Source organism: Thermococcus sp. GR5 (genome assembly GCF_012027535.1).
GTDB lineage: Archaea > Methanobacteriota_B > Thermococci > Thermococcales > Thermococcaceae > Thermococcus > Thermococcus onnurineus.
Genome location: NZ_SNUN01000009.1, coordinates 23234 through 48232, shown reverse-complemented (window position 1 = coordinate 48232; position 24999 = coordinate 23234). Strand labels below are relative to the sequence as shown.

Below are 24999 nucleotides of genomic sequence, written 5' to 3'. Positions count from 1 at the left end.
ATTTCGACCTTTCGTGAGGTGGAATGATTGAAGCATCCTCCGGCAGCGCTAATTGCTGTGATCCTTCTAGGGCTTGTGGTGAGGCTCGTACTTGCCCCTTATTCGGCTGGCAGCGACCTGGCCCAGTTCTACGGCTTTGCAGGAACGATGCTGGAGTATAAGACCTGTTTCTATGCCTATGCCGATTCAATTGGCCACATTGGGGAGGGCTGGCCCTATCCTTGGCCCTATGTCTACGGTCCGGTTCTGGCGTACCTTCTCGCGCTGATCCGCTCAATTGTTGGGGGCTCTGTCGAGGCCTTTTGGAGCGGGGAAACATACTACGTTTACGTTGACCCAACTTGGGCTTTCTCCGTCAAACTGGTTTTCATAGCTGCGGACACCTTCGCGGCCGTTACCCTGTACCTCCTTCTCAGGGGACGGGGCGAAAAAGTTGCCGTCCTCGGAACAGTTCTATACTATCTGAATCCGGTAACTATTTACGTTTCAGCAGTCTACGGTATGTTCGACCAGTTAGCTCTCCTCTTCTTCCTGTTTGGCCTCTACATATCGACCAGGAGAGAAAAGCTCCCCTACGCGCTCTATGGCTTTACCCTAACTGTCAAGCATACCCTCCTTTTTCCGGTCCTCGTTTCCCTCTGGGATGCCCTTCTTGATGATAAGTCGGGCGTTAAGAGACTTGCCCTCTTTTTCTTCGGTGCTTTGATTCCTTTCCTTCCGATGTTACTCCTCTGTCCTTCAAGCCTCTGTTCTCTTCCCGAGCTTCTAGGGGGAATGCGAGTTGGCTACACGCTACCGATTTCTTACAGCTTGAACGGAGTTTCGAGCCTAGCCACATACCTCCATCAGACGAGAGGAATTGATACGCTGGTTTTTCTCGAGCGCTGGTACATTCCCGCGGCCCTTCTATTTGCACTCGTCTTCCTGAGACATGCATTTGAGAAGGATTTGTTCGTCTCGACTTCTCTTGCCTACCTCGTTTTCGTTGCCACTTTCTGGAGGGTTAATCCCCAGTACCTAGCCCCTCTCGTGGCTTTCCTTATTATTATTGCTTTTCGGATAAGGGGTTTCTCTTCGGCCCTAGCTTTGGGAACTGCAATCTATATCGGTTTCTGGCCCATAATGCATCCCACTTCCTTCTGGTTCCACGTGCACCTGCGAAATCCCAACTGGGGGATGGTGGCCCTGATGGACCGTCTAACGCTTAGAATTTTCAGCGACGAGGCCTACGTCGCCTATAGCCTCGGTCTGACGGTCCTTCTCTACACTATAATCCTGACTTCAACGGTCCCACACCTCAAAAACCTTAAAGCCTGGCTCTCCGAGAAGGGGTGGGTGAGAGCTTGAAGTACGAGAGGAACTTCACGGACAAGGGACTGTCAAAGTTTGGCGATTCACTGATCAACTTTGTATTCTCGCTGGCCTTAAGCGAGTACCTTGGAAGACCAACAGGCGAAAGGGTCCCGAACGCTTCCCTGAGCATCGCCCTCGAGCTCTCCGGTCTGAGGCACGTGGTTCCACCGAGGACTGATAAACACGGCAAGGGGGACATAGCGGAAGCCATCTTTGCCTACGCCTGGCTTGAGGGGAAGATAACGGTTGAGGAAGCCGTGGAGATTTTGAAGGAAAACTTCACCGAGGATGTTACTCACTTCTCAAGGAGAAAAGAGGCGATAGGGAAGGCTTTTGCAGAGGTTTTCAAAGTTATAAAGGAAAGGCTGGACTTATAGGCTCGTCAGTAACTCTATAAGTCCTTGCTTCGTCGGTACCTTGGCGAACTTCTCTGGATCTTTGACCTTCAGCAGGAGAGGGACCTCGCCGAAGAGCCTGAGCACCTTTCCGAAGGGTATGTTTCCTTCACCGGGCATAAGGTGTAGGTCGCCGACACCATAAGCTAGGGCATCCTCGGGTTCAACCTGCGGGAAGAACTTTCCGAAGTTGTCATGTATCATGAGGATGACCGTCTTGTCGGTTCCGAGCTTGACGTCCTCGAGGAGCTTGTCAGCGTCTCCCTGGGCGCTCAGGAAGGCATGGGCGACGTCGAGTGCAAAGCCAACGTTCTCCCTATCAACGTTGTCGACGACGTAGAGGGTGTCCTTGACGCTGAAGGTGTTCTCGAGGGCTATCTTTATGCCGAACGGGGCGACCATATCCGCCAACTGCTGGATGGCCTCTATCTCGAGGTCGAGCCTTCCGGTTCTGCCGCTCTGCATGACGATGACCTTAGCACCAAGCTTTATGGCGACGTCTGCTATAGCTCTCGCAACCCTGAAGTGCCGGGTATAGTAGATGTGGTCGCGCAGATTGACCGAGGTTGGCATCCTCACTATGTAGTCGATGCCAACGCCGCGGAGGGTCGTTTCTACGTTCCTGAGCTTCTTTTCGACGACGACACCGTTCTTGATAAGTCCAAGGGTGTGCGGGAATATCGAGACGAAGTCGTAGTTCTTTATCTTAACGTCGGCTAGAATCGAGGCGAGCGTCTTGTCCTTCGTGACGAAATGCGGATAAATCGTTACACCTATCTCCATGCTACCACCTACACAAGAGTAGAGCGCTGGATATAAAAGCTTAGCGAGGGGCAGAGTTTAAAAGTTTCAGTCCAGACTATACGTGGGTGAGTGAATGAGGGAAAACGTCTGGAAATACGTCTCGGCAATTCTCATTCTTCTCCTCGCGGCATCCAGCATAGCGGTTGTTCTGCTCTACATGCAGAACTCCGAGCTCCAGAACTACATACCTTCAAACGTCACAAACACGGTCATAGTTGAAGGATCCATCAACGCAAGCTGCAACGTTACGGCCTACAAGCTCCAGTTAGACGAGCTCCAGAGGCAACTTGACTTCCTCAAAGCTCAGCTGAGGGAGCAGAACCTCCCCGAGGGCAACACCACCATAGCCATTGTTCCCATCTTCGGGCTTATCGACGAGTACACTGCCCTTAGTATTATCCCGGTTCTTAGAGACATCGCCGAGAATGATTCCATCGGGGGCGTCGTGCTGTGGATAGAGAGTCCCGGCGGCTATGTCGGTCCGGTGAGGGAGATATACGCCACTGTTAAGAAGCTCAACCTCATAAAGCCTGTCGTAGCTTATACCGGTGGGATAGCGGCTTCGGGAGGCTACTACATAGCGGTTGGGGCGGAGGAGATAATCGCCGACCCGCTTGCTGAGGTTGGGAGCATAGGGGTCATCTACGTCCACTATAACCTTCAGCAGAACTACGAGATGAACGGGATAAAGGTGGAGGTCTTCAAAACAGGCCCATACAAAGACATGGGCGCCGAGTGGAGGGGATTGACCGAAGAAGAGAAGGCTATGATAACCGAGAGTGTTGACACTTACTTCCAGGCCTTCCTCCAGGCCGTGAGCAGTAGCAGGGGCATGAGTCTCAACGAGACGAAGGAGTACGCTACCGGAAGGACGTGGTTTGCAATGAACGTCACCGGAAGCCTCGTAGATGAGACCGGTGACCTGGACTACGCTGTCAAGGTGCTTGGGGAGATGCTTAATGTAACCAACCCGAGAATAGTGATTTACAGCGGTCGCTCATCTTCGAACTTTGCCATATTCGGAAGCACGGCTCTCCTTCTTGACCCCCGCTATGTTGATCCCTACCTGAAAACGGGCTGAGGGGGTGGGAGCTTGCTGTGCGAGGAGAAGCTCGGGGTGTTTGAGAACGGCTTCGAGGATGGGAAGTTCAACCTCAGGATAGAGTTCTATGGGAGTGATGCCAGAAGAGTTCTGCTGGCCATCATAAGGGAGCTCTACCTGCCGGACTACGGCGAGGACTACGTCTACCCCTTCGAGTGCGCCAAGGAGTCCTGGGGCATCTATATGGACGCTGGCGAGATAACGGCCGAAGAGTTCAGGCCAAGCCCGATAAAGTTCCTAAACCAAAGTGTCCTCAACAGGCTTGAGAAGGTCCTCGCGGGGATAAATGCTCCGGAAGAGGTTAAAGATGCCATCGACTTTGAGAAAGCCGAGATCCACAGGCTCAAGAAAGGTTTATTAGTCCTTGGGAAGAACTTCATCCTTGACGAGGGCAGGGGAGTGCTCTTCGTCTTTAACAAGCCAAGCGCGAGAGAGTTGATACTCAAGTACCTGGGGATGTTGGATGGAGCTTGAAGCTGCCATATGGATAGCGATTTCCCTCATAGTCCTTTACCTTGTATGGGAGACGGTTAGCCCTATCCTTTCCCCTATCATCATAGCCGTGACCCTTGCCTACATACTTTACCCATTCCATGAAAGGCTTGCAAGAAGAATGGGCAACCGGCTTTCTGCATTTACGATGACCATACTCCTGACAATCCTGACGTTTTTCTTCATAATAGGCTTTGCTTTGTGGATGAATGACGTCAAGCACTCGCTCGCTCACTACATAGACGGCTTCTTCACATGGCTCCTCACATTCAACCTCCCGCCCTCGCTCTACGAGCTCGTTCAGAAGCTCGCCGAGGACATACCGAAGCGCTTCGAGGAGTACATCCTCGGCTACACCTACTCCCTTCCCAAGCTCTCTCTCCAGGCAATAGTGATGGTCTTCGCCTTCTACGGCATCCTAGTCAACGCTAGGGCGATAAAGCGCGAGGTCTACTCTCTCCTGCCTTCGGAGAACCGAGAGCTGGCGATAAAGCTTCTCGAAAGAGCTGGCGAAACCCTCCACAACCTCCTGCGTGGCTGGCTCTCCCTTAGCGTTCTCAAGGGAATATTTGCTGCTGCTGGCTTTTTGCTCTTTGGAATGGCCGAAACGGGTGGTGCGATCGCTGCGGGAATTTTCACAGTTATATTCGAGCTCCTCCCGGTATTTGGCGGATGGGTGGTCTGGCTTGCGGGAACTGTGTACCTCATCAATGGGGGTAACATCCTTTGGGGCATTCTCTTCGCTTTCTACGGCATCGTTTTTATCTCGCCGCTCCCAGATTTTCTGCTCAGGCCGAGAATAGCGGTTAGGGAGAGAGGTGTAAACGCACTGGTTTCCCTTGTCGGTATTTTTGGAGGTTTTCTGGCCTTCGGATTCGTCGGCATTATAATCGGCCCTGTCGCGCTGTCCCTTCTGGTCACCCTCGTGGAGGAGTGGAAAGAAGTGAAAGCTAAGGCGCGAACCGCCTTATGAAGTCTGCTATCTTAACCGCATCGAGCGTTTCTTTCACATCGTGTGTTCTCACTATGTTAGCACCCTTGAGGACGGCTATTGCTGTGGCCGCCAAACTTCCCGGAAGCCTTTCCGAGGGGTCTTTTCTGCCGGTTATTGCTCCGATGAACGACTTTCTCGAAACGCCAATAAGTATCGGTCTGCCAAATATCTTGAGGGCGTTGAGGTTTGCTATGACCTTGGAGTCCCACTCGTACCAAGGCGGCCACTCCGGGCGGAGGAATCCGATGGCTGGATCAACAGCAATCTCCTCGATGCCGTACTTTTCGGCTATGGTTATGCTCTCCTCGAGGAAATCTATGACGGTGTGAACCGGGTCGCTGAGGTTCCGTACTTCTCCGTGGGCGCAGACTATCACCGGGGCGCCGTATTCTCTAGCCACTTCTGCCATTTTTTCATCGCCTTTGAGGCCGGTAACGTCGTTTATGATGTCAGCACCAGCTTTGAGGGCTTCCTCCGCGACCTTCGCACTGGTGGTGTCTATACTTATCGGAACGTCAACATGCTCTCTGATGGTCTTTATCGCCCACACTGCCCTTCTTATCTCCTCCTCAAGCGGAATTTGAGTCTCAAGGTAGGGAGCAGTTGATTTCGCCCCGATATCAATAAAAGCGGCTCCCTCCTCCACCATCTTCACCGCAGTTTCTATCAGCTTTTCTTCGTCATTTTTGACGCTTCCTTTGTAGAAGCTTTCGGGTGAGACGTTGATGACCCCCATTATCCTCGGCTCGTCCAAATCAACCCTTGCAAACTTCATGGTTTCACCTCGGTACTGAGCTTGATGCCCCAGAGTATAAATGTTAGGGTCGCGAGGGCTGTGAGCACGTGCCGTATTTCCCAGCTCATGTCGCTCCATATGAGGACGGCGTTCAGGAGAATAAATCCCCCCGGCACAGGAAGCTGGATCACGTCCCTGCCGTTCTTGGCCAGCACAAGAACAAAGTACACCTCGGCAAGCACGAGGAGGGCACCCCCGGCAGTAACTGATACAAAAAACGGCAGGAACGCCACCAGGTAAAGCATCCACACCATCAGCTCCTCGAGGCCCAGATTTTCACTCCTCTGCATGTTATCACCGCAGAATGTAATTAAATTCATCCTAAAAAGTTTTTGCCAATGGTTAAAAAACATATGCATCAACTTTCTCCGGTGGTGTTCATGATAATCCGTACTCCCAGGAGGCTCCACCTCGGGCTCATTGACCCTTCCGCTACCTTTGGAAGACGCTTTGGAAGCCTTGGAGTTGCCCTAGAGGGTGGCTACGAGGTTAAAATAGTTGAGAGTGATGCCATGAGGATAATCGCGGAGGGCGAAGACAGGGAGACGATAGAGTTCGCGATAAAGAGGATGAACTCCCACTATGAAACGGGCGTTAACTATCTCGTAGAGGTCAGAAAGGCCATTCCAAGACACGTTGGTCTTGGCTCAACAACCCAGCTGAGCCTCGCGGTGGCGAGCGGGATAGCAGGGCTCAGGAATCTAAACGTTTCCGTTGAGGAGCTTGCAAAGGTTCTCGGCAGAGGTAAAAACAGTGGAGCAGGCATCTACTCCTTTAAATACGGAGGTTTTGTGATAGACGGCGGTGTTAAGGGTGGCATACCTCCGCTCATCTTCCGCGAGGATTTCCCCGATAGCTGGGCATTTCTCCTCATAATCCCAGAGCTGGAGCCCGGCCTCGATGAAGAGGAAGAAAAGCCCGTCATGGCAGGAGTTGTTGGAAGGGTGGACGTCGCGATGGAGATATCCCATAGAATCCTGCTCGGTCTCCTTCCAGCGCTCAAAGAGAGGAACATAAAAACCTTCGGCGAACATCTAAGTGCCATTCAGAGCCTCGTGGGTAGGCACTTCGAAGCCTACCAAGGTGGCGAGTTCAGGGAAGACGTTAAGCTGGTACTTGACTTTTTGGCTCAGAAAACCTACGGGTATGGCCAGAGCTCCTGGGGACCGACGGTTTATGGGCTGATACTCAAGAGTGAGTTCGCAAGACTGAGTGCTGAAGCCCACGATTACCTTCGGGAACACGGAATTAGAGCGAGGGTTGAGCTGGGCCTTCCGAGGAACAAAGGTGCCGAGATAGCCGGGGAGAACGTCTTTCTTGAAAGGCTCCTAAAGAATGTGATGGGTGGGGAAAGTTGACCCTCGATCGCTTCATCAGGGTAAAATATAAGGTCGATAAAGCAAAAGTTGCCCGCCTAAAGGGAATCTTAAGAGAGCTTGGCTTGGAGTGTGCGAGGACAATTGAGGAAAAGGTTGACCTTCAGTTTGATGCTCTCAGGAGCCTGCACGAGAACCTGGATGACGGTGAGCTCTTCATAAAGCTCGTTATTGCTAACTCTATAGTCAGCTACCAGCTGACCGCCAAAGGCGAGCGGTGGTGGTGGGAGTTCTCGCAATATTTCTCTGATAACCCCCCAACTGAGGGCATAGCCGAGGCCTACGCTGAGTTTCTTCCAGTTTCGAGAACTAACAGGCGTCTCGTCGCGGGGAAGATAAAGCGGCTTGAGAAGCTCGAACCTTTTCTCAAGGAACTAACCCTTGACGACCTCAGAAGATACTACTTCGACAACATGGTGGCGCTCAGAGACGACCTGGCCATCGTGCTTGGTTCAAAGAAGAACGCTAAGACAATTGTCTTTGCTGTCAAGATGTTCGGCTATGCCGGGAGGATAACCTTTGGGGAGTTCGTCCCGTATCCAATGGCTATAGAAATCCCTGACGATGTGAGGATAAACACTTACACCAAGCGATTTACAAATGAGCCGCCGGTTAGCTTCTGGCAAAAGATAGCCGAGGAAGTTTCAATCCCACCGCTTCATATTGACTCGATTTTATGGCCGGTTCTTGGTGAGAATGAGGAGGTTAAGGAGAGGCTAAAAAAGCACTGTAATAAGGCTGAAAAGGTTCTGGAGCTTACCGTTCTGTAGCCTTTCTTAACCCCTTCGTTTTTATTAATCCCACTTAAAAGGCAAAATTTTTATACTTCTAATATTAGTTGTAACATGATTGGAAACTCTTTCACGGTGATGCTAATAATTGGAGGTGAATTGTATGTGGTGGGGATTTCAGCTTGAGTTTAAGCAGAGCCTTCGAACTAAGAAGCTCTGGGTAATACTCGGCATAATGGCGCTTCTTTACATTCCTGTGTTCTACATCATGAAGAGCATGGGGGCGCAGGATTTCACCGTTGAGGCCGCCATGACGTTTCTGATACAGTTCGTCACGGGCATGGCGGGCTTCTTCATTGGAATACTCGCCCTTCTCATGGGTGCTACGGCAATAAACAGTGAGATAGAAAAGGGAACTCTCCGCGTTGCGATGAGCAAACCCATAAAGAGGCTGAGCTACATAGGCGGCAAATTCCTTGCCCATGCAGTGGTTCTCTTCATCGCCCTGCTCCTCTCAACGCTAATCGGCGTTCTAGGGGTTGTCTACCTTGGTGTTCCGCTGAGCGGCCAGCTCGTGGCGGATGTTCTGCTCCTGAACATGCTGCTCCTCCTGGCAATGCTTCAGCTCGTTGCCCTTGGATACATACTCTCGACTCTCATAAAGTCCTCGAGCTCTGCCCTTGGAGCGGCTCTGGTTCTGGTCTTCGTGCTGTTCCTCATCATGCCAAACATTGTAGGCTACCTTGTGTTTAAGGAGATGATGGACAACCCAGATATGAGCATGAGTGACGTCAAGCAGCTGCAGAAGGATTACACCACTAAATATCTCTTCTACGTGCCCACTTCCCAGGTAGGGGTAATCACCGAAGACGTTGGGACAACCATCGACGAAGGTGCTGAAAATCCTGAATACAGAGGTATGGCATACGCCATAAGCCACAACCTCGTGAACTTCGGGATAATAGTCGGAATGACCCTCCTCTATTTGATCGTCGGATTTTACAGGTTCAACAGGATGGACCTGAGGTGATGCTCATGCTGAGGATTGAGAACCTGGTCAAGGTTTACAAGGACGTTAGAGCCCTGGACGGCCTCAACCTCGAGGTGAAGCACGGCCAGATATACGGTTTCCTCGGGCCGAACGGTGCCGGAAAGAGCACCACCATCCTGAGCGTCCTTGGCCTAATCTTTCCCCAGGAGGGAAGGATAGAGCTCTTCGGTGAGGAGGTTTTCAGGGACGGAAAGTACGACGAGAACAAGCTCGTCGAGGCTAAGAGGAGAATAGGCTACATGCCCGAGCACGCCACCCTCTGGGAATTCCTTACCCCAATGCAGACGCTTGATATAATCGGTGAGGCCTTCGGAATTCCAAAGACCGAGAGGGAAAAGCGCGCGAAGGAGCTCCTCCAGCTCGTCAACCTGTGGGAGGTCAGGGACAAAAAGGTGGGCAAGTTCTCCAAGGGAATGCGCCAGCGTCTGCTTCTTGCCCAGGCGCTCATCAATGATCCTGAGCTTTTGATCCTCGATGAACCTATGACGGGTCTTGACCCAACGGGAATAGCGGAGTTCAAGGAAATCATCAGGGAGCAGAAGAAGGCTGGAAAGACTGTGTTTTTCTCGTCGCACATCCTTGCCCACGTGGAGGAGATATGCGACACCGTTGGTGTCATAGTCAAAGGCAAGCTCCGCGTTGAGGACAACCTTGACAACATCAAGCGCGAGTTCCTCATGAGGGCCGGCTACACGATAGTCCTCGAGACAAACAAGCCCATTGACTTCAGTGGAGCTGAGTGGGCCGTCACGCCTCTGGGAGAGAGGAAGTACCACATCGTGGCTCCGGGAGACATCAGGGAAGAAATCCATGACTTCGTAGCATCACAGGGTGCTAAGATACTTACGATGCAGGTCAAGGAGCCCAGCCTCGAGGAGATCTTTCTCAAGATGATTGAATAACTTTCTTTTCCTTTTTGAGGGGGATTTTGGCCGTCTTCAGAAATAAAATAGAGAATCAGAGTTTTGCCCTCTCGAACTCTTCCTTTTTATCAAGCGGCTTTGTGGCGTCGATTCCCCACTTTGTGGTGAGGCTCTTTTCAGCCGAGGGATCGAGGGAGCTTCCGCGGGCGTTGGGCACTACCACAAGATCTTTATCGGCCTGGAAGCGCGTCGCTATCGCCCACTCAACTTCCCTGTCATCGTATATGTTGATGTCCTCGTCCACAACGACGACGTGTTTCAGGCTCGGGTGCCCTGCAAATGCCGCTAAAATCGCGTTCTTGCCGTCGCCATCGTGTTGCTTGGTTATGCTGACGACCGCGTGGAGCCACATTGTCCCACCCTCCGTTAGGCGGACACCGTGAACCTTGGGGACGACCCTCTTTACGCTCGCGTATATCTGAGGCTCCTTCGGGAGGCCCATGAGCATGTAGTGCTCGTAGCCGCCAGGCAGGAGGGCGTGGAATATTGGATTCTCCATGTGGTGCATTCTCTCGAAGACCACTACGGGCTGCTTCCTTATGTAGTCGTAGGTTCCGGTTATGTCCACGAAGGGACCCTCATCGGTGAGCTCCGGAAGTATCTTGGCCTCGAAGACGAACTCGCTCTCAACTGGAACGGGAATGTCACCAATCTCAGTGACTTCTAGGGGCTTTCCAAAGGCCCTCTGGCTTATAGCCGACGCTATCTCGAGTTCGCTCACGCCGTAGGCTACGCTCGTTGCTCCGGCGAGGAGAAGGTGTATGGGATTGCCGACGACTATCCTAACGTCGAGCTCCTCCCCGCGCTCCGCTCTATCCTTCCACATCGAATAAAGGTGCCTTGGCACAAGCCTTATCGCGACGCGCTTCTCGTCGATAACCATCATTCTGTGAAAGGACATGTTAACAAAGCCATTCTCGTCCTTAGCGATGACCATGGCCGAGGTGAAGTACTGACCGCCGTCCTTCGGGTAGTACTTTGGAATCGGGAGCTCCTTAAGAGAGAAATCTCTGGTAGAACCCTCCATGAACGGGGCGTTCTTGACCATCTGGTACGGCAGGGGGTTCTCCATGGCATCTGCTATGAGGTGAAGAATTTCTTCCTTCCTGATCCCAAGATATCCTGCTATTCTCTCCCTCGTTGACCAGATGTTTCCTGCAACTTCCCAGCCGTCCACGTTTCTGAAGAGAACGGGTCTGTCCTTATATTCTAGTAAATAGCGCGTTATCTCAAGCTCCTTGCTGACGGGCTTATCAATGACGACCGTATCATTAAAGTGCTCGATGATTTCCCTCAGCATTTTATCACCTGAGACTACTGTTCCAAAAGGTCTATAAAGCCTTTTTCCAAACTCCCAGCGATTGGCCATGCCCGTGGTGGTACTTCGTATTCCAGACGGCTCTGCACTGGTGTATATCGAGAAAGCTGATCCCCAGGTGTATTTCAGAATATATGAACTACTGACCTACAAAAAGGATTTTGGCAAATGGGAGAAGCCTGAAAGCCTCTACGACCCATATGAGAGGACATTTCCGGTAGGGGTTCTCCCTAGAGTTAAGAAATTCCTCAACTCCAAGGGTTATCGGGTCAGGGTAAAGGATGAGCGCCAGGTTAGGGGAGTTAAGCTCAACTCCACCTGGAACGAGAACTACATTATGCGCAAATACCAGCAAAGAGCCGTAAAGAAAGCTCTGAAGGAGAAGATGGGAGTTCTCTCCCTTCCCGTTGGAAGCGGAAAGACGGTCGTTGGACTGAGGATAATCCATGAGCTTGACCTATCCGCATTGATAGTGGTTCACACGAAGGAGCTTCTCTATCAGTGGGCCGACAAGGTAAGGGAAGTCCTTGGTGTTGAGCCTGGAATAGTGGGTGACAACAAGTGGGAAGAAAGGGCTGTGACCATAGCGATGATACAGACACTCCTCTCCAGAGGTGCCGATAAGTTGCAGAACGACTATGCGATAGTCATGTTCGATGAATGCCATAGGACATCTGCGGCCGAGAAGTTCTATCAGCTGGGCCTTTCCCTGCCTCAGGTGTACCGCTTCGGTCTCTCTGCCACTCCCTGGAGGCGGATTAGGGGGGAAGAGATAAAGATAGAGGCCGTTGTGGGTCCGACTATATTCGAAGTCCGCGCCGAAGACCTGATCAGAGAAGGCTTCCTTGCAAAGCCCCGCTTTGAGATAGTAACTTACGAGTCCAGCATGCCGTCCTTCAGTGAGCGCTACAAGGAGCTCTACGAGGATATGATAATGAACAACGATGAGAGGAACCGGGCGATAATTAGAAAGGCCATTGAGCTTGCTAGGAGAGGCCACCGTGTTCTCATCGACGTTAGGAGGATAGAACATGGCAAGATATTGAAGGGGATGCTTGAGAAGGAAGGAGTAAAGGCCGAGTTCCTCAGCTCAAAGAGCCCGAACAGGTGGGAGATACTCGAGGACTTCAAGGAAGGGAGGATTCCCGTCCTCGTGTCCACGTTGCTCAAGGAGGGCGTTGACATACCGGAAATCTCTGCTATAATCCTCGCTGGCGGTGGTAAGAGTGACATAATGACCATCCAGACTATAGGCAGGGCTTTGAGGCCAAAGAAGGGCATGAAGGCCGTTATAGTTGACGTCCAAGACGACGATCCATTGCTCTTCACGCACTTCCTCGAGAGACAGAAGGCTTTGAAGCAATACTATGGCCGCTATTATGACATGGAGATGAACCTAAAGACCAAGAAGAAGGTCGCCAAATAATGCAGCTCTGGTTAATGCCTCTGAATAGCGTTCGAAGAGGTCGTGTTTTGCTTTTCTGATTCCTTTCTCGTTCCCTCTGAACTCGATGCCTTCATATTCTATCCCCCACAGCACCAACCCCTCCGGTCTCGCCGGTGGAATTTTCCTGGAGTACTCGCCGTTGAGCATCTTCTCCACTTCTTCCTCCGTCAGGATGCCCAGTCCACAGAAGCGGAGTGCATTTACTATTCTTCTGGCCATCTCCCACAGGAAGCTTTTGCCTTCGAGCTCAATTATGTAGTATCCTTGGCGTTTGATGATATCGGCTCTAATCAGTTCTCTCACGGGGTTTTTGTGGGGTTCAAGCCTTGCAAAGGCTGAGAAGTCGTGAGTTCCGATGAAGAGCTTTGCGCACTCCCTCATAGCCTTTTCATCAAACCCCGCATCAATGAGGTAATAGCGATAGGTCTTTGACTTGGCCCAGAAGCGGGGGTGGAAATCCTTCGGAACCTCGGCAGTTCCGAGAACCCAGACATCCTTCAGGTGGAAGTTGAGCACCTCAGGCCTGACCAGATCCGGCCTCGAAGCAACGTCAAAGGCCACAACGTTGAAGAATGCAGAAACGCCCCGATCAGTTCTTGATGCACCCTTGAAGTTGGAGCTCTCAACGTCCTCTATTATACCCAGCTTAGTGAGAGCCCTAATGATTTCCCCCTCGACGGTTCTAAGGCCTGGTTGCCTCTGAAAGCCATAGAAGGCAGTTCCGTCGTAAGCTATACGAAGGGCAAGCCTCATGATGGGAAGTTGTTAAGTGAAAGTTAAAGCCTTTTTGGTGTTTAATCTGTTGGCATTATGACAATTATATATGTAAAAATTGGGCAGATTTTGACAGATATCTTCAAAACTTTTCGAAATGTTTAATAAAATTGCCTTAGGATTATCAGCTTAGAAAGAGCTGAAGGAGGTGATCACCAAGTGGAGTCGGCAATTGAACCGGAGGTCTTCATAAACATCGTGAACTTTGATATTATGTGGCGGTTCGTTCTTAAGAACTTTGGTGGGGACTCGAAAAATGTCGGAAAAGATGCCAAGCCGATATTTTCATCACACTTTTCTATTCAAAACGAAAAGATAGATAATGAGAAAGGTCAGAGATATGGCTCCCTGTAGAGCGGCCTCAGAAAGACCTCAAAGGCCGCCACCGGCATTTCTATTCCCCAGTTTTCCAGCACCTTCGGGTGTATCTCCCCAATTATTCCTACTTCCTGACCGTTCACGATGATTTTTCCGACCCTTCCCGGGATGAAGCTGCTGTGCTCGATCTCTTTCAACTCGTACTCGAGGCCGAGGTGGTGCATAACGCTGTCGAGAATCTCTTTAACTTCCGTGAAAGTTACGCGTGGATGGGCTATGGCAACTGCAAGCTTGCTCTCGCTTACGGTCTTGGTCTCCTTGTTCTCGTTTATGAGCGTTGTCTTTCCTACCTCGAATATTCTCTGCGGGTACTCCTCGTGGGTGTTCTGGCTCAGGAACTCCATTAAGCTGGGAATCAGCCATGCCCTCAAAGCGGACCACTTGGGGCTTATGGGATTCTCTATTTCCACGAGTCTCGCCGGCGGATGATGACCGTACTCCTCAGAGGGATGCTCTCCGAAGTCGAGGTTCATCTTGGTGTACTGAGCCTCCCTGTTGGTCAGGTTGAAAGTCATAACCTCCTGAAGGCCGTAGCCAACCATGAGCTCCCTCACGGCATCTTCAAACTCAACGAACTTATCTCCCCTGCCCTGGACGGCAAGCTTCGGCTCCTCCGGTTTGATCTCGTTGTAGCCGTAAGCTATGAGGACGTCCTCGAGCACATCACGGGCGTGCATTATGTCATCGCGGAATGCCGGGTACTTGAGCTTGGCCTTTCCATTTTCGAGTTCCACCTCGTAAAACATCCTCTCGAGGAGCTCCTTGATTTCTTCGTCGCTCAGATCTATCCCTGCGAGCCTCCTGATGTACTCGAACTCAACCTCGAACTCCTTTGGAGTTAGGTTGGGTGTCTCTATCTCGAAGTCTTCGTAAACGACCTTTACACTCTTTATCTTCCCGCCGCGCTCGGCCAGAGCAGTGACAACAACGTTAAGGGCGAGCATAATCTTGTTCAAGTCCCAGCCAGTGACGTCGACGAAGACGTTTCTGGTCTCAGTCGTCACCCTTCCGGTCAGCTCGGAGTTGATAATAGGGGGCATGGAAAGGACATTGCCCTCGCTGTCGACGAGGAGCGGGTAATATGGCTTGTCCTTTATCAGATGGCCGTATTCCTTGCCCTTCTCGTGCTTCTCGAGGATTTCTTCGAGACTCATCTTTTCCTCAAAGCCCAGCGGAACGAACTTCTCAGTCTTCTCAGCGGCGCGGTAATAAATTGGCGGCTTAACCTTGTCGAAGTCGAAGATGCCTATTGCAACTTCCCTTCTGCGCCTTCCGAACGTTAGCGCCACCTTTTCCTGGAGGTTGATCATCTGCTTGAGAGCCTCATCGTCGAGGCTGAGGCCCTCAACGATGGCGTAGACACCGTAGGGCCTGATATCTTTCAGCTTTTCATCAACGTAAACAACGACGTCGCTCTTTTCGACCTCATACCTTGGCAGGCCCTTCGTCATCCCAAGTGCCCAGCGGATCTGCCTCGCTATTCCCTCGGCGCTCCAGAGGTCTGGCCTGTTGGTGTCCTTTGAGTCTGCCTTGAAGTAGATCTGACCGTTCTCCTCCCAAACGTCGTCGAGCTCGCATTTCGCGTAGAGGAAAAGGTCTTCCCATTCCTCAACGGTGAAGCTCTTTCCGACGAGCCTCTCTAAATCCGCTTTCGAAACATCGAACTTCGGCATGAGCATCACCCCTTTACCAGACCAGCCTCGCCTCTCTCAGCCACCCCAGGTCGTAGCTGAAGAGATACCTTATGTCGTCGATTCCGAGTTTGAACATGGCAAGTCTGTCAATTCCAATTCCCCACGCTATTACAGGAACATCTATGCCTAGGGCCCTCGTCATTTCCTCTCTGAATATTCCAGCGCCGCCGAACTCGACCCAGCCGAGCTCGGGATGGTAGGCGCTCATCTGTACGCTCGGCTCGGTGAACGGATAATAGTCCGGCAGGAACTTGACTTTCTTGGCTCCGGCGATCTCAACGGCGAAGCGCTTGAGTATACCCAAGAGATGCCTGAAGTTGAGGTCTTCACCAACCACAAAACCGTCCACCTGGTTGAATTCTATGAGGTGCGTCCTGTCCAGGACGTCGGGCCTGAAAACGCGCTGTATCGTGAAGTATTTGCCCGGAATCTCGACACCTTTAGCAAGCTGCCTGCCGCTTAGGGCGGTACCGTGGGCTCTCGGCATCAGCAACATGGCTCTCTCCGGACTCCAGACGTAGCCCCAGCCGCGTGAGCCAGCTAAGCCTCTCTCGTGGGCGGTCTTAACCCTCTCGACGAGTTCTTTATTGGGTAGGTAGCCGCTTTTCGGATATTTAAGCTGATAAGTGTCTGTCCATTCTCTCGCCGGATGGTTCTGGGGCTGGAAGAGAGCGTCGAAGTTCCAGAACTGCGTCTCTATGAGGCTGTCAACAGTCATTTCGATGAAGCCCATCTCTATGAGCCTTCTCCTTATCTTGTCGAGGAATGCCCTGTAGGGCTGCTTCTTGCCGGGATAAATCCTTCTCACCGGCGCCTGGATGTTGAAGCGCTTGAACTCGACCTCACGCCACTTTCCGGACTTTATGAGCTCCGGCGTGAGGGTTGAGACTTCCTCCTTGAGCTCAAGGCCTTTATTTACGAGCTCCTCTCCTTCGGGCGTTATCTCGACGGTTCTTTCGGTTACGATGTCTTCTTCGGCTATCTTCCTTCTCTTGAGGTCGTTCACCTTGATAATTTCCTCAATCTCACTGACGGGAATAGCTTCTTTCTCGGCGAGGAGCTTTAGTGCCCTGTCAATCGCTCTCTCCTCGGCTTTAAGGCCATTCTCCGTTATCTCGAGGACGAGCTTTCCATCCTCCTTCCTAATGCTCGCCCAGCCCTCCTTCCTGAGGAGGCCGACTATCGGCTTCAGCTCGTCCTCGCTGAGGACTTCTTTGAGGTCATCGAGTGTGGCCTTGCCCTTTTTCCTGAGGACTTTCAGAGCCCTCCATTCTGGCAGTCCAATTTGGGCATATTTCTTACCGGTCTCGGTTAGCTTTGCTATCCTCTCGCTCTTCTCGTGGAGCCTCGCCAGACCTTTGCTCTGAAGCCAGAGAACGGCTCTCATGACCGCGACCTGGTCGAGACCGGTTTTTTCAACGAGCTCGTCGAATTTAGCCTTTTTCAACTCGTTAAGTTTTATGAGCGTCAGCTTCTCTTGATAGCTAAGCTCCATAGGGCCACCTCCTTGGGTTGAGTTTGAGAAGAGTTACTTAAGAATTGCGGTGAAAGAAAAATAAGGAAAACTCACTTCTTGTGGGGGAAGAAGACGACCTTTCCAGTCTTGCCGGCGCGCATGAGCTCGAAGGCTTCCTCAAACTTGTCGAAGCCCTTGTACTTGTGGGTTATTATTGGATCGAGGTTGAGCTTGCCGCTCTGAATAAGGCTCGAAACGGTGTACCAGGTCTCCCAGAGATGCCTTCCGGTTATTCCGTGTACTTCAAGGGCCTTGAAGATTACGAGGTTGTTGATGTCAAAGGTGACCTCTCTCGGGAAGAGGCCGAGCAACGAGACCCTTCCTCCCGGTGTTACCGCCTGGAGGCCCTGTTCGAAGGCCTTAGGAGCGCCGCTGAACTCGAGAAAGACTTCAACACCGGCTCCATCAGTTATGTCCATAACGAACTTAACTAGATCCTCTTCGAAGGGGTTGACAACGTAGTCAGCACCAACTTTCTTTGCTAGCTCGCGTCTAAACTCGCTTGGCTCGCTGACGATGACAGGATAAGCGCCACTGGCCTTAGCAACGGCTATACCTAGGAGACCGAGCGGACCTGCGCCTGTGATAAGCGTGCTCCTTCCAGCTATTGGACCAGCAAGAACTGTATCAACGGCGTTTCCAAGGGGCTCTTGGAGGGTTGCATACTCGGGAGGCATGTCTTTCGGATTCTTCCAAGCGTTCTGGGCGGGAACTATAGCGTATTCGGCAAAGACACCGTCCATGTCAACGCCGAATATCTTTGTGTTCTGGCAGACGTGGTAGCGATTGTGCTTGCAGGCGTAACATTTTCCACAGACTATGTGAGTCTCAGCTGAAATGTAATCACCAACATTGATTGTATCAACGCCGGGACCAACCTCGAGGACCTCTCCGGCGACTTCGTGACCCATTATCTGGGGCGGTTTGATCCTGCTCTGCGCCCATTCGTTCCATTCATAGATGTGCAGGTCAGTTCCACAGATACTGGTGGCAAGAACCTTGATGAGAACCTCTCCAGGACCGGGCTTGGGGATATCAACTTCAACGAGCTCCGCACCGTAGGCGGGCTTCGTCTTAACGATCGCCGGCATCTTTTCGGCCATAGCAACCATCTCCTTAATGTTTACATGCTTATCTAAATGGCGGGGCGATATAAACCTTTTGTGAAGGTTCAATGATGTAAACAATAGTTTTCCTGATGGATTATCGGAAACCTTATATTCTCCTTTGAGTATTTTCCAACTAAGTAAAGGGGGTCTAAAGATGGCGCTGATAGTCGTGACCGGGCGAGGAGGTGCGGGAAAAACTACCACCACTGCTAACCTCAGCACTTTCTTAGCCATGAGGGAATATCGTGTCCTTGCTGTCGATGGTGACTTATACCTGCCTAACCTTGGTTTCCACTTTGCACTTGATACTGTAAAGTACACTCTCCACTCGCTTCTCAAAAATCCCGAACTTGATCCTGAATGGGCCATCTACAAACATCCCCAGACGGGAGTTCATGTGATGCCGGGAAGCACGCAGCTTCAGGATGTTCTGGGCATCTCTCCAAAGAGATTAGTAGATATTCTGGAAAGAGTCAAATATCGGTTCGGAGTTGTTTTCGTGGACTCGCCCACTGGAATTCCATTTGACACGCTTCCTACCTTTGAGCTTGCCAACTATCAACTTATAGTGGTTGAAATAGAGCGCTCTCCGATATACTCTTTCGAGGTAATGGTTAAGAACGAGATAGAAAAGCTGAAAGCCCTAGGTGAGAGATATAATCTCAACATTGGTGTGATACTGAACAAGGTCAGGGAGTCAGAGGACATAGTTGACAAGATTATAGAGGCCGTTGAAGAAGACCTCAATGTTCCAGTTCTTGGGTGGATACCCTTTGATAACAAAGTTCCTGAGTCCATCAATTTGGGTGTCCCTGTCATTAAGTACTATCCTAACAGTGATGCCGCCATAGCCTTTCGGGAAACTGGAGAAGTCCTTGAAGAATGGATATTCGGCTGATTTCTGGGGGTGTTGAAATGAACATGGAAGGGCTCGTGGAGAAGGTAGCTAGCGGAGAAATAAAATTCCATCAGGTTGAAAAATATACAAACGGCGACAAGAAGCTCGCCACTGAAATAAGAAGGAAAGCTCTTGAGAAAAAGTTTGGGATAAGCCTCGAGAACATTGGACATTACTCCATAGACCCCAACCAAGTTATCGGAAGGAACATCGAGAACATGATAGGCGTCGTCCAGATACCGATGGGCGTTGCCGGACCGCTCAAAATTAACGGTGAATACGCCAAGGGGGAGTTCTACATTCCGCTCGCGACGACGGAGGGTGCACTAGTAGCTTCAGTCAACCGCGGTTGTTCTGCATTGACGGCAGCCGGCGGGGTCAAGACAACAATCATAAGTGATAAAATGACCCGTGCGCCGCTCCTAAAGTGTCCGGACGCAAGAAAGGCAAGAGAAGTTGCGGAGTGGGTCAAGGCAAACATTGGCTACCTCCAGGAGAAGGCTGTCTCTAAAGTTACGCGGCATGGAAAGCTCCGCGACGTTAAGCCCTTTATCGTCGGCAATAACCTCTATCTGAGGTTTGAGTTTGAGACCGGCGACGCCATGGGTATGAACATGGTCACCATTTCGAGCGAGGAGATAATGAAGGTCATCGAAGAGGAGTTTCCGGACGTTAAGTACCTTGCCCTCTCAGGAAACCTCTGTGTTGACAAAAAGCCCAACGCAATGAACTTCATCAACGGGCGCGGAAAGACGGTCATAGCCGAGGCGATAATCCCACGCGAGATCGTCGAGAAAAAGCTGAAGACCACTCCGGAGCTCATAGCAGAGGTCAACTACCGCAAGAACCTTGTGGGTTCAGCCCAGGCTGGCTCCTACGGCTTCAACGCCCACTTCGCCAACATTGTGGGCGCGATATTCCTTGCAACGGGCCAGGACGAGGCACAGATTACGGAAGGGGCCCACGGCATAACTCTTGCGGAGGTTACCCCAGAAGGAGACCTCTACATCAGCATAACAATGCCAAGCCTCGAGATAGGAACCGTCGGTGGTGGAACTAGGGTCCCGACCCAGAGGGAAGCCCTGAGCATCATGGGAGTTGCCGGTGGTGGTGATCCACCTGGAACGAACGCCAAGAAGTTCGCGGAGATAATCGCTGGTGCAGTCTTGGCTGGAGAGCTTTCACTGCTGGCTGCAATAGCGGCGAAGCACCTCGCCAAGGCTCACAAGGAGCTTGGGCGTTGAGCTTCTTTCCTCTTTTACCCAACGCTTAAAAATCCTAGAAGAGACGTATTTGGGGATGATGACCATTTCCCTCACTCTGAAGAGTGATGAGGAGCCGATGCTCTGACCCGGATATCCCTGTACTTATTGTAATCTAAACTGGTGAGAAAGCCCAAATTTATCCTTAGTCCCTCTATTATATTCCTGGATAACATAAAGCAAAAGAAAAATTAATTAGGATGTTTCCCAAAAAATGTTGGGATGTCTATGATGGTTACAGTTGAAATAGATGGGGATGCCTGCAGTGTTGTATCAATGAGCAGTCACTCAAAGTTGTTTGAGTTTTTATTTGAGAATATGCCAATACAGTCCCTTCATTACAGGACCTTTCTCGCAGATAAAGGTGTGTACATTGTAGAAACCCACGGGACGAAACTTTTAAGACTGGAATGTCCTGAGGGAAAGAAAGCCCTTCTGCATGAGCTTCATCGTAGTGAAATTACTCCCCAGGTATTTCTCGAGACGTATCTGAGGGCTCTCTTCAACGTGCTTGACTTAGCCAAGATCAAAGAGAAGGTCGTTCTTCAGTATTATGTCGTCGATAAGTTCGTGCAACCAGTAAAAATTGAGATCAAGGATCATCCCGCTGGGTTTAGGAAGGGCTCCTTTACACTAATCGACGAGTTAATTGCTCAAAACTACGGAAAAGTTGGGCTAGGAAACGTTCGAAAGCTGACAAAGATACGATATGACCCATTGGACATCTTTGGTGGGAAAACCATTGGAAACACGATCCTGATTTTCAATAAGCGTGACTTACGTGAGCTGGCGTTCTTGTATTTCGACGACTATAAGACTGCAAAGACGCTGTTTACCCACACAACTGATTTTTATCTGAACAGTGTGTTTTTTGGTCATCTCAAATTCAAAATACGCAAATTCCTTGGCATTTGATGAATTCAAAGAATAAAATGGAACTTAAAAGGAAACTTCAAGGTGCGGATCCTTGGACTTCCTTCAGCTTTTTCTTTACGAGCTGGCTCACGAGCTTTCCGTCGGCCCTTCCGCGGAGCTTCGCCATAGCGCGGCCCATTATCATACCCATCGCTCCCATGCCCTTGGCCTTTATGACTTCGATGTTCTGCTGAATGACTTCGTCTATGATGCGCTCAACTTCCTCCTCGCTGAGTAGTGTCAGGCCCTTTTCTTCAGCAACCTGCTGGGCCGTCTTCTCCGGGTGAAGCGCGAGTTCCTTGAATATCTCATCGAAGGCCTCCTTGGCTATCTTGCCGTTGAGATAGAGCTCAAAAGCATCCCTGATGTGCTCGTCGGTGATGTTTTCGATGGGAACCTCCTTCTTGAGACCCTTGAGTACGACGACGAGTATTGATGCAGCGAGGGACGGCTTGACGCCCTTCGCTATGAGCTCTTCGAAGAGCTCGTCGCGTTCGTCATTTACAATGGTTTCAGCAAGGCTCCTGTCGATCTTGTACTCCTTTACGTAGCGTTCGGCCCTCTCCTGCGGGAGCTCTGGCAGGTTGGCGAGTATCTCCTCTTTCATAGCCTCCGTGATGAGTATCGGCGGTATGTCCGTCTCGGGATACATCCTCGCCTTGCCGGGAAGCGGGCGCATGTACTGGGTGTTTCCATCGGGTAGAGCTCTCCTTGTTTCCTCCGGCACGCCGTCTATAGCCTCCCTCGCCCTCTGGAGAACCTCGCGGAGTGCTTTCTTGGCAGTTTCCTCCTCTGCGGCGACGAGGACGAAGGCGTCATCCTCGCCGAGACAGAGTTTTTCGATAACTGCATTAACCTCCAATTCTGTAATTCCATAATTCGGTAATTCATCAATGTGGAAGATACCTTTCACGTATTTCTTGGCTCTGTCAGCCATCTCAGTTCCGAGCCTCCTGCCGGGCTGAATCTCTTTCCCGATGAGCCCGCGGAACTTGGGGAGCTTAACGGCGAGGACCTTTCCACCGTTATTTATCGTGCGCGCTATTATCTTAGAGCCAGTGTTCTCGAATATCTCAGTGACGTCGTAGAATTCCTCTTTGATGTCCTCTGGCTTGACTCCGCGCCTCCTCAGCTCGTCTCGTATCTCGAGGAGCTTGAGCTGCCTTTCGATTTCTCTCTCAATGATGATTGGTATCATGTCTAGCTCCTGGACTCCCTTGATCTCTACTCTGGCACCGCCCTTTATTGAAATGTTGAGATCCTGCCTGATGGTTCCAAGACCGCGCTTGACTTTCCTCGTTGCTCTCAGAGCGTCGCCTATGTATTTGGCGACCACCTTTGCCTGCTCCGGGTGGTGTATGTCCGGAGTCGTGCTTATCTCAACGAGAGGAATACCCAGCCTGTCGAGGCGGTAGATTACCTCCTTGTCTTTCCTCTCGACTATTCTACAGGCGTCCTCTTCAAGGCAGATCGTTGGGATTCCAACACTTCCCCACGGTGTGTCCACCTTTCCGTTCATGGCTATTATTGCCGTCCTCTGGAAGCCTGAGACGTTGGAGCCATCTATGACGATTTTACGCATGAAGTGAACCTCGTCAATGGGAGTGGCGTTGAGAAGGTAGGAAATCTGAAGGGCGACCTTGAGGGCTTCTTCATCCGGCATGTGTGGCGGCTCTTCGTCAATGTAAACGAGGTCTGCCAGTTCGTAACTGCCCTCGTAGATGTAAGTCCTCCCCTTCTTGAACTCCTCCAGAGCAGCCGGATCAATCTCGCCGAGCTCGCTTATGGTTGGCCTTAAACGACGCTGGAAGGTAAACTCCACCTCGTCGCTCAGCTCGCTTGGAACGGGTGAGAATAGCTTTTTGGTGTCGAGTTGCCTGTGGATTTCAAGACCGACCTTAAGACCAAGCTTCTCGTAATCGTACGCCATTGTCATCACCTCAGGAACGTGTCAAACCTCGTGTAGGGCGTTATCTCGCCCGCATAGTTCGTGAGCATCATTTCCCTGACCTCTTTTGGATCATCAGTGTGGCCAAGCACCCACATAAGCTTGACGTAAGCCGTCTCTGGAAGCATGTCTTCGCACGGAATAACGCCCGCCTTGAGGAGCCTTCTTCCAGTGGAGTAAACGTTGAGATTCACCCTGCCGTAGAGACACTGACTCGTCATGCAGACGGCAACGCCTTCCTCAGTAGCGCGTTGTATTGAGTCTATGACGTAGGTCGGCACGTGGCCGAGACCGGTTCCCTCTATGACTATGCCCTTGTACCCCTTGTCCACGAAGAAGTCTATTATCTCGGTGCTCATTCCGGGGAAGGCCTTTACCAAAGCGACCTTCTCCTCCATCTCGTCGTCGACCCAGACCTCGCTTTCAGTCCTTCTGCGGTAGTCCTTTCTGAGGAACTCAATCTCACCACCCGGCCATATTCTGGCTATCGGTATATCGTTTATGCTCCTGAAGGCGTCCCTCCTGCTGGTATGCATCTTCCTGACCTTGGTTCCCCTGTGAGCGAGGCAGTATGTGTCACTCGTCTCCCCATGCATTACAACGGCAACCTCGCCGAAATCAGCCCTTGCCATCCTGACAGAGCATATGAGGTTCATCGCCGCGTCGCTGCTCGGCCTGTCCGAGCTTCTTTGAGCGCCGACGAGTATGACCGGTTTGCCCAAGTCCCTGAGCATGAAGCTCAAAGCCGATGCGGTGTATGCCATCGTATCCGTCCCGTGGGCTATGATGACGCCGTCCTCGCCGTTGTTCAGTATGCCCGCAACTTCGTGGGCTATCCTGACCCAGTACGTCGGGCGCATGTCCTCACTGAGGATGTTCATAAGGAGCTTCGGTGTTATGTTGGCTATTTCAAAAATCTCCGGAACTGCCTTGGCAAGTTCCTCCGCAGTGAAAGCCGGATGGACGGCTCCAGTCTTGTAGTCTATCCTGCTTGCTATGGTTCCGCCCGTTCCAAGGATAGCAACGTTTGGAAGCTCTGGCCTTTTCGGAAACACTTCCTCGAACTCTACTTCCTCTCTTGGCTTCGCCTTCTCGATGATTTCAACTGAAACTATCTGGTCAACGAGGATTCCAATGTTGTAGCCATTGTCAAGCTTGAGCGTAAGCGTCTCTCCGGTGGAGAGCTCATAGGGGTTCATGACTATTCCTTCATAGATGCTCTCGTTTCCGTTATCCTTTTCGATTATTCTGACGTAATCTCCAACACTGAGGCCCTTTTCCTGCATAAACCGCTCAACTTTGCGCATAGCCTTTCCCTCCGCCTTATACTGGTGAGAGGTTAATATAAACCTTCGGGCTGGATGAATGACAAGAATCTCCCAAAAATTTGGATGAATTCTGTCATAATGACAATTACTTAGGTGCTATCTTAAATCTAGGCTCCTCTATCCACTCTGACTTGCACTTTGGACAGCGGGAGGGTATGTTTATCTCCGGCCTGAAGATAAAGCCACACTTCCTACACTCAGCGGGCTTTATGAGAAGAACCTTTCCCTCATGCTTAAGGGTCTTTTGTATGGCCTTCAAGTCTTCGAGGATTACCTTTTTCGCCCCTCTGCCGCGGAGTTCCAATGCTACTGCCAGCTCACCCGGTGAGTAATCGCGCTCCTCCAAAAGCTTTATTATGCGCTGCCTACGAGTCATCATCGCGAGATTGTCGAAA

At 51.2% G+C, this 24999-nt stretch carries 25 protein-coding genes; 14 read left to right on the top strand and 11 right to left on the bottom strand.

All coding sequences use genetic code 11. From position 1 onward, the window contains the following. Positions 1-27: 27 nt before the first annotated feature. Both E3E33_RS09260 and E3E33_RS09255 read left to right on the top strand, forming a co-directional pair. Entirely contained in the window at positions 28-1347 is a 1320-nt protein-coding gene (locus E3E33_RS09260; protein ID WP_167710784.1) for a hypothetical protein, read from the top strand. Then, the gene (locus tag E3E33_RS09255; RefSeq protein WP_167710783.1) at positions 1344-1730 is read left to right on the top strand and encodes a ribonuclease III family protein; all 387 of its coding nucleotides are present in this window, start codon (positions 1344-1346) and stop codon (positions 1728-1730) included. Before E3E33_RS09260 ends, E3E33_RS09255 begins: the two co-directional genes overlap by 4 nt. Here the strand turns inward: E3E33_RS09255 and E3E33_RS09250 are convergent. Then, on the bottom strand, positions 1725-2531 hold the full coding sequence (locus E3E33_RS09250) for a sugar phosphate isomerase/epimerase (protein ID WP_012571339.1): 807 nt from the start codon (positions 2529-2531) through the stop codon (positions 1725-1727). The genes E3E33_RS09255 and E3E33_RS09250 overlap by 6 nt on opposite strands. A 94-nt stretch (positions 2532-2625) precedes the next feature. Between E3E33_RS09250 and sppA the strand changes: the two genes are divergently transcribed. Genes sppA through E3E33_RS09235 form a run of 3 tightly spaced genes read left to right on the top strand, consistent with a single transcriptional unit; the run spans position 2626 to position 5119 of the window. Beyond that, entirely contained in the window at positions 2626-3633 is a 1008-nt protein-coding gene (gene sppA / locus E3E33_RS09245; RefSeq protein WP_167710782.1) for a signal peptide peptidase SppA, read from the top strand. A 12-nt stretch (positions 3634-3645) separates the two neighbouring features. Then, the gene (locus E3E33_RS09240; RefSeq protein ID WP_167710781.1) at positions 3646-4128 is read left to right on the top strand and encodes a PH1570 family protein; all 483 of its coding nucleotides are present in this window, start codon (positions 3646-3648) and stop codon (positions 4126-4128) included. Continuing rightward, positions 4118-5119, top strand: coding sequence for an AI-2E family transporter (locus E3E33_RS09235; RefSeq protein ID WP_167710780.1), 1002 nt, complete (start codon positions 4118-4120; stop codon positions 5117-5119). Before E3E33_RS09240 ends, E3E33_RS09235 begins: the two co-directional genes overlap by 11 nt. Here E3E33_RS09235 and folP read toward each other — a convergent pair. Next, complete coding sequence (gene folP, locus E3E33_RS09230; protein ID WP_167710779.1) at positions 5097-5915, bottom strand: dihydropteroate synthase; 819 nt, start codon at positions 5913-5915, stop codon at positions 5097-5099. The two genes, E3E33_RS09235 and folP, sit on opposite strands and share 23 nt — an antisense overlap. Continuing rightward, positions 5912-6226, bottom strand: a complete 315-nt coding sequence (locus E3E33_RS09225; protein WP_167710778.1) for a hypothetical protein — start codon at positions 6224-6226, stop codon at positions 5912-5914. The genes folP and E3E33_RS09225 overlap by 4 nt, the downstream gene beginning before the upstream one ends. A gap of 90 nt (positions 6227-6316) precedes the next feature. Between E3E33_RS09225 and E3E33_RS09220 the strand changes: the two genes are divergently transcribed. The 4 genes from E3E33_RS09220 (at position 6317) to E3E33_RS09205 (ending at position 9996) form a co-directional block, all read left to right on the top strand. After that, a complete protein-coding gene (locus E3E33_RS09220) occupies positions 6317-7294 on the top strand; it encodes a beta-ribofuranosylaminobenzene 5'-phosphate synthase family protein (protein ID WP_167710832.1) in 978 nt (325 codons plus the stop codon). After that, positions 7291-8082, top strand: coding sequence for an N-glycosylase/DNA lyase (locus E3E33_RS09215; protein ID WP_012571346.1), 792 nt, complete (start codon positions 7291-7293; stop codon positions 8080-8082). The genes E3E33_RS09220 and E3E33_RS09215 overlap by 4 nt, the downstream gene beginning before the upstream one ends. Before the next feature lie 124 nt (positions 8083-8206). Next, the gene (locus tag E3E33_RS09210) at positions 8207-9073 is read left to right on the top strand and encodes an ABC transporter permease subunit (RefSeq protein WP_012571347.1); all 867 of its coding nucleotides are present in this window, start codon (positions 8207-8209) and stop codon (positions 9071-9073) included. A 5-nt stretch (positions 9074-9078) separates the two neighbouring features. Then, positions 9079-9996, top strand: coding sequence for an ABC transporter ATP-binding protein (locus E3E33_RS09205; RefSeq protein ID WP_167710831.1), 918 nt, complete (start codon positions 9079-9081; stop codon positions 9994-9996). 55 nt (positions 9997-10051) lie between these two features. On the opposite strand, the gene E3E33_RS09200 is transcribed toward E3E33_RS09205, so the two are convergent. Beyond that, positions 10052-11317, bottom strand: coding sequence for a UbiD family decarboxylase (locus E3E33_RS09200; protein ID WP_167710777.1), 1266 nt, complete (start codon positions 11315-11317; stop codon positions 10052-10054). A 73-nt stretch (positions 11318-11390) separates the two neighbouring features. On the opposite strand from E3E33_RS09200, the gene E3E33_RS09195 reads away from it, so the two are divergent. Then, positions 11391-12761, top strand: a complete 1371-nt coding sequence (locus tag E3E33_RS09195; RefSeq protein ID WP_048055141.1) for a DEAD/DEAH box helicase — start codon at positions 11391-11393, stop codon at positions 12759-12761. On the opposite strand, the gene truA is transcribed toward E3E33_RS09195, so the two are convergent. Further along, complete coding sequence (truA, locus tag E3E33_RS09190; protein ID WP_167710776.1) at positions 12732-13535, bottom strand: tRNA pseudouridine(38-40) synthase TruA; 804 nt, start codon at positions 13533-13535, stop codon at positions 12732-12734. The genes E3E33_RS09195 and truA overlap by 30 nt on opposite strands. A 180-nt stretch (positions 13536-13715) precedes the next feature. On the opposite strand from truA, the gene E3E33_RS09185 reads away from it, so the two are divergent. Then, positions 13716-13910, top strand: coding sequence for a hypothetical protein (locus E3E33_RS09185; RefSeq protein WP_048055026.1), 195 nt, complete (start codon positions 13716-13718; stop codon positions 13908-13910). Here the strand turns inward: E3E33_RS09185 and pheT are convergent. From pheT to tdh, 3 genes are all read right to left on the bottom strand, one after another. Beyond that, on the bottom strand, positions 13889-15607 hold the full coding sequence (gene pheT / locus E3E33_RS09180; RefSeq protein ID WP_167710830.1) for a phenylalanine--tRNA ligase subunit beta: 1719 nt from the start codon (positions 15605-15607) through the stop codon (positions 13889-13891). The two genes, E3E33_RS09185 and pheT, sit on opposite strands and share 22 nt — an antisense overlap. 13 nt (positions 15608-15620) lie before the next feature. Continuing rightward, complete coding sequence (locus tag E3E33_RS09175) at positions 15621-17123, bottom strand: phenylalanine--tRNA ligase subunit alpha (protein WP_167710775.1); 1503 nt, start codon at positions 17121-17123, stop codon at positions 15621-15623. A 71-nt stretch (positions 17124-17194) separates the two neighbouring features. Further along, a complete protein-coding gene (gene tdh / locus E3E33_RS09170; RefSeq protein WP_167710774.1) occupies positions 17195-18247 on the bottom strand; it encodes an L-threonine 3-dehydrogenase in 1053 nt (350 codons plus the stop codon). A gap of 160 nt (positions 18248-18407) precedes the next feature. Between tdh and E3E33_RS09165 the strand changes: the two genes are divergently transcribed. The 3 genes from E3E33_RS09165 (at position 18408) to E3E33_RS09155 (ending at position 21328) form a co-directional block, all read left to right on the top strand. Next, positions 18408-19151, top strand: coding sequence for a MinD/ParA family protein (locus E3E33_RS09165; protein ID WP_012571355.1), 744 nt, complete (start codon positions 18408-18410; stop codon positions 19149-19151). A 17-nt stretch (positions 19152-19168) separates the two neighbouring features. Then, positions 19169-20395 carry a hydroxymethylglutaryl-CoA reductase (NADPH) gene (hmgA, locus tag E3E33_RS09160; RefSeq protein ID WP_167710773.1) on the top strand — a complete coding sequence of 409 codons (1227 nt, stop codon included), beginning with the start codon at positions 19169-19171 and terminating at the stop codon, positions 20393-20395. Between the two features lie 240 nt (positions 20396-20635). Then, complete coding sequence (locus E3E33_RS09155; protein WP_167710772.1) at positions 20636-21328, top strand: hypothetical protein; 693 nt, start codon at positions 20636-20638, stop codon at positions 21326-21328. 37 nt (positions 21329-21365) lie between these two features. Here E3E33_RS09155 and gatE read toward each other — a convergent pair whose 3' ends face one another. The 3 genes from gatE to E3E33_RS09140 form a co-directional block, all read right to left on the bottom strand. Further along, positions 21366-23264, bottom strand: coding sequence for a Glu-tRNA(Gln) amidotransferase subunit GatE (gene gatE, locus E3E33_RS09150; protein WP_167710771.1), 1899 nt, complete (start codon positions 23262-23264; stop codon positions 21366-21368). Then, positions 23264-24583 (bottom strand): Glu-tRNA(Gln) amidotransferase subunit GatD, encoded by a 1320-nt coding sequence (gene gatD / locus E3E33_RS09145; protein ID WP_167710770.1) that lies wholly within the window; start codon positions 24581-24583, stop codon positions 23264-23266. Before gatD ends, gatE begins: the two co-directional genes overlap by 1 nt. A gap of 106 nt (positions 24584-24689) precedes the next feature. After that, entirely contained in the window at positions 24690-24983 is a 294-nt protein-coding gene (locus tag E3E33_RS09140; RefSeq protein ID WP_167710769.1) for a transcriptional regulator, read from the bottom strand. Positions 24984-24999: the final 16 nt, after the last annotated feature.